Here is a 12,905-nt window from a genome sequence, read left to right on the forward strand (position 1 = left end):
CCCGGCGGTCGAGTAACGGTGTCGCCGCCCCGGCCTCCGACACCACCCCCGATTCCTCGAGGGGTCCGACCGTTAAGGTAGAAGAATGACGTATTCCGTCGCCGTCTCCGGCGCATCCGGCTACGCGGGCGGCGAGATCCTGCGCCTCCTGGCCGCTCATCCCGACATCGAGATCCGCACCGTCACGGCGCACTCGAACGCCGGGCAGCCGCTCGTCCAGCACCAGCCCCACCTGCGCTCCCTCGCGCACCTGACTCTGCAGGACACGACCCCCGAGGTCCTCGCCGGGCACGACATCGTCTTCCTCGCGCTGCCGCACGGACAGTCGGGCCAGTACACCGACGCGCTCGGAGACACGCCGCTCGTCATCGACGCCGGCGCGGACCACCGGCTCACGGCGCAGGGCGCCTGGGACGCGTTCTACGGCGGAGCCTTCCACGACGCCTGGACCTACGGCGTGCCCGAGCTGCTGGTCGGAGGAGTCAAGCAGCGCGAGAATCTGCGGGGCGCGACGAGGATCGCGGCGCCCGGCTGCAACGCCTCGACCGTGAGTCTGAGCCTCGCACCGGGCGTCGCCGCCGGTGTCATCGACCCCGGCGACATCGTGTCCGTGCTCGCGGTCGGTCCCTCCGGCGCGGGCAAGAGCCTCAAGACCAATCTGCTCGCGAGCGAGATCCTCGGCTCCGCCAACCCGTATGCCGTAGGGGGCACGCACCGGCACATCCCCGAGATCCGGCAGGCGCTCGCCGCGGCATCCGGTCGCGAGGCCACCGACTCCGGCATCCGCATCTCGTTCACGCCCGTGCTCGTGCCGATGGCGCGCGGCATCCTCGCGACATCGACGGCGCCGATCGTCGAGGGCGTCACCGACGCCGAGATCCGCGCAGCCTGGGAGTCCGCGTACGGCGACGAGACCTTCGTGCAGCTGCTGCCCGCCGGGGAGTTCCCCCGCACCGCCGACGTCCTCGGCGCGAACACCGCGCTCATGGGACTCGCGATCGACCGGGCCGCGAACCGCGTGACCGTCGTGACGGCCGTCGACAATCTCGTCAAGGGCACCGCCGGCGCCGCCGTGCAATCCATGAACCTCGCGCTGGGGCTCCCCGAGTCCCGCGCCCTCTCAGTGAACGGAGTCGCGCCGTGAGCGTCACCGCCCCCGCAGGATTCGAGGCGGCCGGAGTCGCCGCCGGACTCAAGTCGACCGGCAAGCCGGATGTCGCCGTCGTCGTCAACCGCGGGCCCCGCAAGGTGGGCGCCGCTGTGTTCACCAGCAACCGGGCGAAGGCCAACCCCATCATCTGGTCGCAGCAGGCGGTCGCCGATCGGGTGGTCGAGGCCGTGGTGCTCAACTCCGGCGGCGCGAACTGCTTCACCGGAAGCTTCGGATTCCAGACCACGCATCAGACCGCCGAGAAGGCCGCCGAGCTGCTGGGCGTCAGCGCGGGCGACGTGCTCATCTGCTCGACCGGCCTCATCGGCGTGGGTGACGAGGTGTTCCGGGGCAAGGTGCTCGCTGGTACGGAGCAGGCCATCGGGGAGCTCTCAGCGGACGGCGGAGAGCTCGCGGCCGAGGCCATCATGACCACCGACAGCGTGTCGAAGACCGCGGTCGTGAGCCGCGACGGATGGACGATCGGCGGCATGGCCAAGGGCGCGGGCATGCTCGCGCCCGGGCTCGCGACGATGCTCGTCGTCATCACGACGGATGCCGTGCTCGAGCCCCTCGAGGCCGACGCCGCGCTGCGGGCTGCGACCGGTCGCACGTTCGATCGCCTCGACTCGGACGGGTGCATGTCGACCAACGATCAGGTGACGCTCCTCGCCAACGGGGCCTCGGGTATCGCGCCCGCTCTCGACGACTTCGGCGCCGCGCTCCGCGAGCTCTGTCAGGAGCTCGCCGTGAAGCTGCAGGGCGACGCCGAGGGGGCGAGCCACGACATCACGATCGAGGTGCAGCATGCCGCCTCGGAGTCGGATGCCGTCGAGGTCGGCCGTTCCGTCGCCCGCAACAACCTCTTCAAGGCCGCGATCTTCGGCAACGACCCCAACTGGGGCCGAGTGCTCGCGGCGATCGGCACGACGAACGCGCAGTTCGACCCGTACGACGTGGACGTGTGGATGAACGGCGTCCGTGTGTGCAGCGAGGGCGGCCCCGACCGTCCGCGCGAGGAGGTCGACCTGACCCCGCGGGCCACGCACCTCGTCATCGACCTCAAGGTCGGCGACGAGACGGCGACGATCCTCACCAACGACCTCACCCACGACTACGTGCACGAGAACAGCGCCTACGCCTCATGACCGACATCCAGGACACCACGCCGGACGTCGCCGCCGTGAAGGCGTCGACGCTCATCGAATCCCTGCCGTGGCTGAAGAAGTTCCGCGACCAGATCGTCGTCGTCAAGTACGGCGGCAACGCGATGGTCTCGGACGAGCTGCAGGAGGCTTTCGCGCAGGACATCGCGTATCTGCGCTACGTCGGCGTGCTGCCGGTCGTCGTGCACGGCGGCGGGCCGCAGATCTCGAACATGCTCGAGCGCCTCGAGATCCCCAGCGAGTTCAAGGGCGGCTACCGCGTCACGAACACGGAGGCCATCAGTGTCGTGCGCATGGTGCTCACCGGACAGGTGAACCCGCAGCTCGTGTCGAAGATCAACTCGCACGGTCCGATCGCGACCGGCCTCAGCGGGGAGGACGCCGGTCTCTTCGGAGGCCGCCGCCGCGGGGTCGTCATCGACGGAGAGGAGATCGACCTCGGTCGAGTCGGCGACGTCGTACAGGTCGATCCCACCCCGGTGCTCGACCACCTCGCCGCCGGACGGGTCCCCGTGGTGTCGAGCATCGCGCCGGACCTCGACCACCCGGGTCAATCGCTCAACGTGAACGCCGATGCCGCGGCGGCCGCGCTCGCCGTGGCGCTGAAGGCACGCAAGCTCGTCATCCTCACCGACGTGCCCGGACTCTACGCCGACTGGCCCAACCGCGACTCCCTCGTGTCGCATCTGACCTCGGAGGCGCTCGTCGAGATGCTGCCTTCTCTGGAGTCGGGGATGATCCCGAAGATGCGCGCGTGCCTGGATGCGGTCGAGGGCGGCGTCGACGCCGCGGCGATCATCGACGGACGGGTGCCGCATTCGGTGCTCGTCGAACTCTTCACCAGCAAGGGGATCGGAACAGAAGTGGTCAAGGGAAGCGCGGGGACGACAGCATGAGCACCTGGCAGGATGATGCCGAGAACGATCTGGTCCTCAACGCGGGACGCCGTCTCGCCCTGCTGACGCGCGGCGAGGGATCGTACCTCTGGGACGCGGACGGAACCCGTCACCTCGACTTCCTCGCCGGCATCGCCGTGACCTCGCTCGGCCACGCGCACCCGGTGTTCGTCGACGCTGTCTCGACGCAGGCGGCGACCCTCGCCCACGTGTCGAACTACTTCGCAACGCCGCCGCAGCTCGCTCTCGCAGCGCGCCTCAAGCGCCTCGCCGGCGCGGGCATCGACGGCCGCGTCTTCTTCTCGAACTCGGGCGCCGAGGCGAACGAGGCGGCCTTCAAGCTCGCGCGTCTGCACGGCGGCGCCTCCAGGCCGCGCATCATCGCCCTGGAGAACGGCTTCCACGGCCGGACCATGGGGTCGCTCGCGCTCACCGCGAAGTCCTCAATGCGTGCGCCTTTCGAACCCATGCCCGGGGGTGTCGAGCACATTCCGGCCACGATCGAGGCTCTCGAAGCCGCCATGGACGACCGCGTCGCCGCGGTCATCGTCGAACCCATCCAGGGCGAGGCCGGCGTCGTGGAGCTGCCCGACGGGTATCTGCAGGCGGCGCGGTCGCTGACGCTGACGCACGGCGCCCTGCTCATCGTCGATGAGATCCAGACCGGCGCCGGTCGCACCGGAGCCTGGTTCGGTTTCAGTCACGAGGGCATCACCCCCGACGCCATCACGCTCGCGAAGGGCATCGGCGGCGGCTTCCCGATCGGCGCACTCGTCACCTATGGTGCGGCGAGCTCGCTGTTCACGCCGGGATCGCATGGCTCGACGTTCGGCGGCAATCCGCTCGCAACCGCCGTGGCCGATGCGGTGCTCGCGGAGATCGAGCGCGCGGGCCTCGTCGACAACGCCGCCCGTCGCGGGCAGGAGCTGCGCGAGATCATCACGGGTCTCGGCTCGCCCCTCGTCGCGGGGGTGCGCGGACGCGGCCTGCTGATCGGCGTCGAGCTCAGCGCTCCCGTCGCCGGAGACGTGGTGGGCGCCGCGCAGGCGCACGGACTCATCGTCAACGCGGCCAACCCCGAGACCGTGCGCATCGCACCCGCTCTGACGATCGGGGATGCGGAGCTCGCCGAGTTCCACGACCTGTTCGCCGCCGCGCTCGCCGACGTCTCGGCATCCCTCACCGACTCCGGAAAGGCTCACGCATGACCCGCCACCTCCTTCGGGACGACGATCTGACCCCCGCGGAGCAGGCGGAGATCCTCGACCTCGCGATCGAGCTGAAGAAGGATCGCTGGGCGAACAAGGCCCTCGCGGGCCCGCAGACGGTGGCGGTCATCTTCGACAAGTCCTCGACCCGCACCCGGGTCTCGTTCGCGGTCGGCATCGCAGATCTCGGCGGATCGCCGCTCATCATCTCGACGGCGAACAGCCAGCTCGGCGGCAAGGAGACACCGTCGGACACGGCCCGTGTGCTCGAGCGCCAGGTCGCCGCGATCGTGTGGCGCACCTACGCGCAGGCGGGGCTCGAGGAGATGGCGGCGGGAACCCGCGTGCCGGTCGTCAACGCGCTGTCCGACGATTTCCACCCGTGCCAGCTGCTCGCCGATCTGCTCACGATCCGCGAGCACAAGGGCGATCTGAAGGGCCTCACCCTGACGTTCTTCGGTGACGGGCAGAGCAACATGGCGCACTCGTACGCGCTCGCCGGCGTCACGGCCGGCATGCACGTGCGCATCGCCTCGCCGGCCGATTACGCTCCCCGCGCCGATGTCGTCGAAGCGGCCGACCGCCGGGCGGCGGAGACCGGCGGCTCGATCACGCTCCTCACCGACCCGGTCGAGGCCGCGACCGGAGCCGACGTCGTCGTCACCGACACCTGGGTCTCGATGGGCAAGGAGGAGGAGAAGCTCGCCCGCATCCGTGACCTGGGCGGCTACAAGGTGACGCCCGAGACCATGACGCTCGCCGACTCCGAGGCGATCTTCATCCACTGCCTCCCCGCCGACCGCGGGTACGAGGTCGACTCCGAGGTGATCGACGGTCCGCAGAGCGTGGTGTGGGACGAGGCGGAGAACCGCCTGCACGCCCAGAAGGCGCTGCTGGTGTGGCTGCTCGGCAAGAAGGACGCGTGATGACCTCCTCCAAGAACGACGGGACCAACGAGGGCGCGCTGTGGGGCGCCCGCTTCGCGAGCGGGCCGTCGCCCGAGCTCGCCGAGCTCAGCCGCTCCACGCACTTCGACTGGATCCTCGCGCCCTACGACATCGCGGGTTCGCACGCGCACGCGACGGCGCTCGAAGCAGCCGGGTATCTGGAGGCCGATGAGGCCGCGAGGATGCACGAGGGGCTGGATGCCGTCGCGCGCAAGGTCGCCGACGGCAGCATCCGCCCCGTTCCCTCCGACGAGGACGTGCATGGCGCGCTGGAGCAGGCGCTGATCGCCGAGCTCGGTCCGGAGCTCGGCGGGCGCCTGCGCGCCGGCCGCAGCAGGAACGATCAGATCGCGACGCTCGTGCGGATGTACCTGATCGACCACGCGCGGGTGATCGCCCGCGACCTGCTGCGCGTGATCGACGCACTCGTGTCCCAGGCGGAGGCCCACCCCGACGCGATCCTCCCCGGCCGCACTCACCTGCAGCACGCGCAGCCCGTTCTCCTCGCGCATCACCTGCAGGCCCACGGTTGGCCGCTGGTGCGCGAGCTCGAGCGGCTGGTCGACTGGCGTCGGCGCGCGGGCGTCTCGCCCTACGGCGGGGGAGCGCTGGCCGGGTCCACGCTCGGTCTGGATCCCGCTCTCGTGGCGCGGGAGCTGGGGCTCGACCGGCCGGCCGAGAACTCGCTCGACGGCACCGCCGCGCGCGACGTGGTCGCCGAGTTCGCGTTCATCACCGCGATGACGGGGGTGGATCTGTCGCGCCTCAGCGAAGAGATCATCCTCTGGAACACGCGCGAGTTCGGCTTCGTGACCCTGCATGACAGCTGGTCGACCGGGTCGAGCATCATGCCCCAGAAGAAGAACCCCGACATCGCCGAGCTCGCGCGCGGCAAGTCCGGCCGCCTGATCGGCAACCTGTCCGGCCTGCTGGCGACCCTCAAGGGGCTGCCGCTCGCCTACAACCGCGATCTGCAGGAGGACAAGGAGCCCGTCTTCGACTCGGTGCAGACGCTCGAGGTCGTGCTGCCCGCGTTCGCGGGGATGATCGCGACGCTCCGTTTCGACACCGAGCGCATGGCCGCACTGGCGCCGGAGGGCTTCTCGCTCGCGACCGACGTCGCGGAGTGGCTCGTGAAGCGACGGGTGCCGTTCCGCGACGCTCACGAGATCTCGGGTGCGCTGGTCCGCGCCTGCGAGGAGCGGGGGATCGGCCTGGAGGACGCCTCCGACGAGCTGCTGCAGTCGGTGTCGCCGCATCTCTCGCCCGAGGTCCGCGAGGTGCTCACGATCCAGGGGTCGGTCGCGTCGCGCACCGGCGCGGGGGGTACCGCCCCCGTGCGGGTCGCCGAGCAGCGGGCCGAACTCGTCGCGAGGGCTCAGGCCGCAGCGCACGCCCTCGGACTCTGACGCACTGACACGGACACGGCCCGTGTCAGTGCAGTGACTCGTCTGCGGCCGACCGCGTCCAGCGGGTGAACGTGACGGTGAGTCCAGCGCGCGTCGGCGCGGCGAGGAACGGTCCGGCGGAGGCCGTCGCCTCGCCGTCGAACGGCGCGACCCGCACGAGTCGCCACGGGTGATCGTCGGCGCGGGCCCGGACGATCACGGCATCCGCCCATCGGCTCACGCGCACGGTGATCTCGCTGTCGAGCCAGTCGTCGACGTGGCCCACCGACCAGTCGGAGCGGACGGCGGTGACGACAGCGCCCAGGCCGAGGTGTCCGTCGGCGTATTCGACGCCGGCTTTGACCCAGTGCTCATCGTCGGCCCGGACGAAGACGCCGGCCTGGTCGAACTGGCCTGTCCAGGGTGCGCGGAAAGACACCTCGACGGCATCGCCCACGCCGAGCGGTGCGAGCAGCGCGTGCTCGGTGTCGTGCACGAAGCCGTAGGCCGTATGCCGCCAGGCGTCGCTGCCCTCGACGGCAGTGACGGCGAGACGGTTATCGGCGGAATCGATCGCGGCGGGAGCGGTGGTCCAGGTGCCCTGTCTCCAGGGGATGACGGTTGCATCAGGCATATCCGCAGTTTATAGCCAAATAGGGCATAAAGCCAGACTATGCGTGATATGGTTATCCCATGGTCATCGCCGTGGTCGCGGACATCGTGGGCTCTCGCAAGCTCCACGATCGCTCCGCAGCGCAGCGCGTGCTGGATGAGACGATCGCTTTCGTCGAGCAGGACATGCCGCTCGCGAGTCAGCCGCTCACGCCCACGGTAGGCGACGAGCAACAGGGCGTCTACCGTCGCCTGGAAGACGCCCTGGTCTCGCTGCTCATGATCCAGCTGCGCCTGCCCGACGGGATCGGGTTCCGGTTCGGGATCGGCATCGGAGCGGTCAGCACGGTGGAATCGGTGCACGGCGAGCTCGCCGACGGTCCCGGCTGGTACGCCGCGCGAGAGGCGATCGAGACCGTGCACGCGAAGGAGGGGCGCGCCGTGCCCCGCTCGAGGACGTGGATTGTCGGAGCCCCGGGGCAGGATGAGGTGATGGAGAGCACGATCGCCACCTCGAACGCGTATCTGCTCGTGCGCGACGAGCTCGTCGGCGCGATGTCCGAACGCGAACGGCGCCTGACCTACGGGCGTCTGATCGGTCGTTCCCAGCTCGACCTCGCCGACGACGAGGGGATCACGCAGCCGAGCGTGTCCAAGTCCCTGCGCAACGCCGGCAGCACCGCGATCCTCGACGGGGTCGCCGCTCTCCGGGGAGGCATGACATGATCGTGGCCGGTTTCGCCCTGCTCGCGGTCGGAGCCGCCGACCTCGTGCGGCAGTTCGCGCCGCGGCGCTGGATCGGCTATCTGACCGTCGCGATCATCCTGCTGCTCCTCGGCAGCGTGAGCGATGCGCTGCTCCCGATGATCGCCGCGCTGGCGATCGGCGCGCTGTGGGTGTGGTGCATGCCCTCCGAGCGTCGTGCGCCGCTGGGCTTCTGGCCGGCGGTGCTCCTCGGCATCCTCGTGATCGGCGCCGTGGTCTGGCTCGGTCCCCGTCAGGAGAGCGGACTGATCGGCGGGATCTGGGAGCTGCGGTCGCCGTTCGGCGAGGTCCCCTTCGATCTCGCGGTGCTGAGCGTCGGGGCCGGCGTGTTCCTGCTCGAATCCGCGAACCTCATCGTGCGCGCGGCCCTCGACGGCGAGCACACCTGGCGTCCGGTCGACATCGCTCGGCCTAGCGCTGCAGGCGAGTCCGAGTCGACAGTCACGGCGATCGCGCCGCCTCTCGCTGTGACGACAGATGCCGCCGCGGACCCCATCGATCTCACCGGGCCCACCGGGCGGGTCGATCCGCGCAGCGGGTTCAAGGGCGGGCGTCTGATCGGCCCGCTCGAGCGGATTCTCGTGCTGATCCTCACCCTCGCGGCGGCGTACCCGATCCTCGCCGCCATGCTCGCCGCGAAGGGAATCGTCCGATTCCCCGAGATATCCCGCGATGGCGAGACGGGGGCTAGAGCGGAGTACTTCCTCGTGGGCAGCCTCGTCAGCTGGGTGATCGCTCTCGGCGCCGCGTTCCTCGTGTGGTGGGCCGCGCACAGCTGACCGCGCGGCGAGGTTCGACACCGTGGCGCGCTGATAGCCTGGAGCGCGTGTCTGATTCCGCTCTGACGACCGCCACGCCGGCGATCGATCCCACGTTCGAGAACGTGTGGGACGAACTGGTATGGCGCGGCCTCGTCCACGTGTCCACCGATCAGGAGGCGCTGCGCGCCCTTCTCGCCGGGGACCCGATCACGTATTACTGCGGATTCGACCCGACGGCGCCCAGTCTGCACCTCGGCAACCTCGTGCAGCTGCTCACCCTGCGCCGCATCCAGCTCGCCGGGCACAAGCCCCTCGGCCTCGTCGGCGGCTCGACCGGCCTGATCGGCGACCCGCGGCCCACCGCCGAGCGCACGTTGAACACGCGCGAGACGGTCGGCGAGTGGGTCGACCGTCTGCGCGCACAGGTCGAACGCTACCTGAGCTTCGAGGGCGACAACGCCGCGCGCATCGTCAACAACCTCGACTGGACGGCGCCGCTGTCGGCGATCGACTTCCTCCGCGAGATCGGCAAGCACTACCGTGTCGGCACGATGCTCAAGAAGGATGCCGTCGCCGCGCGCCTGAACTCGGACGCAGGCATCAGCTACACCGAGTTCAGCTACCAGATCCTGCAGGGCATGGACTTCCTGGAGCTCTACCGGCAGTACGACTGCGTGCTGCAGACCGGCGGATCCGACCAGTGGGGCAACCTCACGAGCGGCACCGACCTCATCCACCGCGTCGAGGGCGTCTCCGTGCACGCGATCGGCACGCCGTTGATCACGAACAGCGACGGCACGAAGTTCGGCAAGAGCGAGGGTAACGCCATCTGGCTCGACGCCGAGATGTGCAGCCCGTACCGCATGTACCAGTTCTGGCTGAGCACTGCGGATGCCGACGTGGTCGACCGGCTCAAGGTGTTCACGTTCCTCAGTCGTGCCGAGATCGAGGAGTACGCGACGCTCGTCGAGTCGGAGCCCTTCCGCCGCGCGGCGCAGAAGCGTCTCGCGCTCGAGGTGGTCGCCACCGTGCACGGCATCGACGCGGCTGCGGCCGTCATCGCGGCATCCGAAGCGCTGTTCGGCCAGGGCGATCTGACGACGTTGGATGCCGGGACGCTGCGGACCGCGCTCGAGGAGCTGCCCAACGCTTCGCTCGGCTCCGGGACTCCCGTGGTCGAGGCGCTCGTCGCCACGGGTCTCGTGTCGAGCCTCTCCGAAGCACGGCGTGCGATCGCCCAGGGCGGCGTCTCCCTCGACGGGGTTCGCGTCGAGGACGAGGGCGCGACTGTGCAGGGTTCCCTCCCCGGTGGAGTCTCAGTGCTGCGTCGCGGCAAGAAGACCCTCGCCGGCGTGTTCTTCTCCTGAGCCGGACCTGACGGCGGCGGTCCGGGTGTTCCCAGGTCGCCGCCGTTAGGCTTCACGCGTTCGTCGCCCGACAGGAGACAGCCATGCCGTTCACGCCGAGCCACGCGCTGGTGGCGCTGCCGTTCATCAGGACGCCGCTCGTGCCCAGCGCGATCGCGATCGGCGCCATGACCCCCGATCTGCCCCTGTTCCTGCGTGGCATCGGCCTCGACTACGGATTCACCCACACCTTCGGGAACGTCGTGTGGACCGCGGTCGTCGCCCTTATGCTGTTCCTCGTCTGGCGTGTGGTCCTGCGTCCGGCGGTCGGCGAACTCGCCCCGCTCTGGATCGCGCGGCGTCTGCCGGCCGACTGGTCGACGACCGGTGTCAGCGCGGTTCGAGGTGCGCTGGTCGGGGACTCGCGGCGTCCGGTCTACCCGGTGCTTCTCGCCGTCTCGCTCGTGCTCGGGGTGCTGTCGCACATCGTCTGGGACCTCTTCACGCACGAGGGACGGTGGGGCGTCGATGTGCTCCCTGTCCTCGATGAGATGTGGGGGCCGCTGACGGGGTACAAGTGGCTGCAGCACGGGTCGAGCATCCTCGGCCTGGTCGGCATCGGCGTCTGGATGCTCCTGTGGCTCGACCGCGCAGAGGTGCGTGACGATGTCGTGCAGTCCGTGCCTGCACGCATGCGTCTCGCCTGGTGGGCATCACTCCCGGTGGTCCTTGCGGTCGCACTGATCCTCGGCTACGCCCTCCACGGCCCCTTCGCCGAAGACTTCACCGCGCAGCACCTCGCGTATCGGATGCTGCCGCCCGCGTGTGCGCTGTGGGGCGCCGCCACGCTGGTGCTGTGTCTCTCGCTGCCGCTGTTCCGTCGCACTCACCAGCGCGGCTGATCGCGACCCCATCGGCGGGGAGCTGCGAACTCGAGACCGGGGAGCGCCGGCCGCGCGGTCGTCAGCCGGAGACCGTCCACGTCGAAAGTCGCGACGTGCGGTGCGGTATCGAAGGCGCGGACCGGGTGCGGCGCGTCCTGCCGGGGCATCCCGAGCAGCTCTGCCGCGACGCGGCGCAGGGAGGTGCTGATGTGCCACCCGCCGCCTTCCCGCTCCCGACGCCGCAGCGCGGCGATGACGGCGGCCGCGAGCAGGTAGCCGGCGCTGTAATCCAGCGCCTGGGCGGGGAGCACGCCGGGTCGGACCCCGTCTGGCGACTCGACGACGGCGATCCCGGACTCCGCCTGCACCAGGCTGTCGAAACCGGCCCGCTCCGGATGATCGCGCCCCCATGCGCTGAGCTCAGCGACGACGAGGGACGGATGCCGCGCGAGAAGGTCGTCGGGTGCGACACCGAGGCGGGCCAGAGACGAGGGCCGGTAGCCGAGAACCACCACGTCGGCGTGGTGGAGCAGCTCCCGGAATCGATCCGTCCGGGCATCGAGCAGGACGGAGCGCTTCCCGTGCCCGGTGTCGAGGTGCTGCCATCCCGGCTCAGGGAGGTGCGGAGGGTCCACGCGCAGCACGTCCGCCCCGAGGAGTGCGAGTGTTCTCGTGCAGACGGGACCCGCGATGACACGGGTCAGGTCGAGCACGCGGATGCCGTCGAGCGGCCGAGCTCCCGAGCCGATCGGGCCGGTGGCTGAGGAGCGGTTCGAGGAGCGCTCGAGCTCGAGCAGGGGAGAGCGACGCAGCGCGCGGTCGACGGCCGGCTGCTCGGGGACGACTCCCACGGCCAAGCCACCAGCGTCGTCGACGGCGGCGATGACGTCGTCGGTGACTCTGTCCCTGACGACCCGCTCGAGATCTCGGGCCGTCGACTCGTCGCGCAGGGAGAGAGCACGCCGGAGGGCCGCCGCATGGTGGGGGTAGTTCGCGTGGGTGCGGACCCAGCCGTCGGCTGTCTGCCAGAAGCCGGACAGCGGCGCCCAGACCGTCGGCGCCGTGCCGTCGATCGTGAGCACGCGGTCGCTGCGGTAGGACAGGGCGATGCGGTCGCCGTCAGGGGGAGTGCGGATGCCGCTGAGCAGTCCGACCGCGCGCACGCTGCACCAGGCGAGCTCCGCCGTTGCGAGCCGCGAGGGGAGCGGCGTCTCGCGAGCGGCCATGAGATGGTCGTCGGCACCGACGGGGCGAAGGCCGAGGCCTGTCCACACCCGTTCCAGCAGCGCGAAGGCGGTGTCTGCAGGAGAGGTGGAGGGCACACCTCGATCGTACGACTCCGGACCATCGACGCGGTTTACGCTTCTGGTCTGCGGAAACCGTGATCGAGCGGCGCTCGACACGCCCGGGATGCCCTTGCCGATTTGCCAGACCCCCGGAATCCGCGTAACTTATTACTTGTTCGCCCCACAGGGACGCGGAGAGGCCGAAGGCCTTACCCCCCTCAAGCGGAGAACCACCTCCCACCTTCTCTCACTTGTGAGAACAGACGCGTGCGTCTAGGATGGGAGATCCACCCCGACTGCGGCTGTCGTCCGCTGCGCAGCGGATCTGAGATCCGCGCGGCGCGCTGATTTGACAAGCGAGACAGGGTGGGTAAGATTGAGAAGTTGCCCTTCGGGCCTGACTGTGATGGTTGGGTCGGGGGAGCGTCCGATCCTTGAGAACTCAACAGCGTGCACTTGTCAAATGCCAAATAACCTCGACTCCACGTCATGTGGG

Annotated in this window: 12 protein-coding genes; 10 read left to right on the forward strand and 2 right to left on the reverse strand. The window is 69.8% G+C overall.

Annotation, left to right across the window (positions count from 1 at the left end):
- The first annotated feature begins 85 nt into the window (after positions 1-85).
- The 6 genes from argC to argH are packed head-to-tail and all read left to right on the forward strand — an operon-like array spanning position 86 to position 6,776.
- Positions 86-1,144, forward strand: a complete 1,059-nt coding sequence (gene argC / locus M3195_RS11395; RefSeq protein ID WP_251587549.1) for an N-acetyl-gamma-glutamyl-phosphate reductase — start codon at positions 86-88, stop codon at positions 1,142-1,144.
- Complete coding sequence (gene argJ / locus M3195_RS11400; RefSeq protein ID WP_251587551.1) at positions 1,141-2,298, forward strand: bifunctional glutamate N-acetyltransferase/amino-acid acetyltransferase ArgJ; 1,158 nt, start codon at positions 1,141-1,143, stop codon at positions 2,296-2,298. Before argC ends, argJ begins: the two co-directional genes overlap by 4 nt.
- Positions 2,295-3,212 carry an acetylglutamate kinase gene (gene argB / locus M3195_RS11405; RefSeq protein WP_251587553.1) on the forward strand — a complete coding sequence of 306 codons (918 nt, stop codon included), beginning with the start codon at positions 2,295-2,297 and terminating at the stop codon, positions 3,210-3,212. Before argJ ends, argB begins: the two co-directional genes overlap by 4 nt.
- Positions 3,209-4,420: an acetylornithine transaminase gene (locus M3195_RS11410; RefSeq protein WP_251587555.1), complete on the forward strand. Its 1,212-nt coding sequence runs from the start codon at positions 3,209-3,211 to the stop codon at positions 4,418-4,420. The genes argB and M3195_RS11410 overlap by 4 nt, the downstream gene beginning before the upstream one ends.
- Positions 4,417-5,346, forward strand: coding sequence for an ornithine carbamoyltransferase (gene argF, locus M3195_RS11415; protein ID WP_251587556.1), 930 nt, complete (start codon positions 4,417-4,419; stop codon positions 5,344-5,346). The genes M3195_RS11410 and argF overlap by 4 nt, the downstream gene beginning before the upstream one ends.
- On the forward strand, positions 5,346-6,776 hold the full coding sequence (gene argH / locus M3195_RS11420) for an argininosuccinate lyase (RefSeq protein ID WP_251587557.1): 1,431 nt from the start codon (positions 5,346-5,348) through the stop codon (positions 6,774-6,776). The genes argF and argH overlap by 1 nt, the downstream gene beginning before the upstream one ends.
- 25 nt (positions 6,777-6,801) lie before the next feature.
- On the opposite strand, the gene M3195_RS11425 is transcribed toward argH, so the two are convergent.
- Complete coding sequence (locus tag M3195_RS11425) at positions 6,802-7,389, reverse strand: DUF1349 domain-containing protein (protein WP_251587558.1); 588 nt, start codon at positions 7,387-7,389, stop codon at positions 6,802-6,804.
- Positions 7,390-7,448: 59 nt separating this feature from the next.
- Here M3195_RS11425 and M3195_RS11430 point away from each other — a divergent pair, with 59 nt between their 5' ends.
- The 4 genes from M3195_RS11430 to M3195_RS11445 all read left to right on the forward strand — a co-directional run bounded on the left by M3195_RS11430 (position 7,449) and on the right by M3195_RS11445 (position 11,141).
- Positions 7,449-8,093 carry a SatD family protein gene (locus M3195_RS11430; protein ID WP_251587559.1) on the forward strand — a complete coding sequence of 215 codons (645 nt, stop codon included), beginning with the start codon at positions 7,449-7,451 and terminating at the stop codon, positions 8,091-8,093.
- The gene (locus M3195_RS11435; protein ID WP_251587560.1) at positions 8,090-8,911 is read left to right on the forward strand and encodes a hypothetical protein; all 822 of its coding nucleotides are present in this window, start codon (positions 8,090-8,092) and stop codon (positions 8,909-8,911) included. The genes M3195_RS11430 and M3195_RS11435 overlap by 4 nt, the downstream gene beginning before the upstream one ends.
- Positions 8,912-8,958: 47 nt before the next feature.
- Entirely contained in the window at positions 8,959-10,260 is a 1,302-nt protein-coding gene (gene tyrS, locus M3195_RS11440; protein WP_251587561.1) for a tyrosine--tRNA ligase, read from the forward strand.
- A gap of 83 nt (positions 10,261-10,343) precedes the next feature.
- Positions 10,344-11,141 (forward strand): DUF4184 family protein, encoded by a 798-nt coding sequence (locus M3195_RS11445; RefSeq protein ID WP_251587563.1) that lies wholly within the window; start codon positions 10,344-10,346, stop codon positions 11,139-11,141.
- On the opposite strand, the gene M3195_RS11450 is transcribed toward M3195_RS11445, so the two are convergent.
- Positions 11,126-12,445 carry a CoA transferase gene (locus M3195_RS11450; protein WP_251587565.1) on the reverse strand — a complete coding sequence of 440 codons (1,320 nt, stop codon included), beginning with the start codon at positions 12,443-12,445 and terminating at the stop codon, positions 11,126-11,128. The genes M3195_RS11445 and M3195_RS11450 overlap by 16 nt on opposite strands.
- Between the last annotated feature and the right edge of the window lie 460 nt (positions 12,446-12,905).

The organism is Microbacterium hydrocarbonoxydans (assembly GCF_023715885.1).
Taxonomy (GTDB): Bacteria; Actinomycetota; Actinomycetes; order Actinomycetales; family Microbacteriaceae; genus Microbacterium; species Microbacterium hydrocarbonoxydans_C.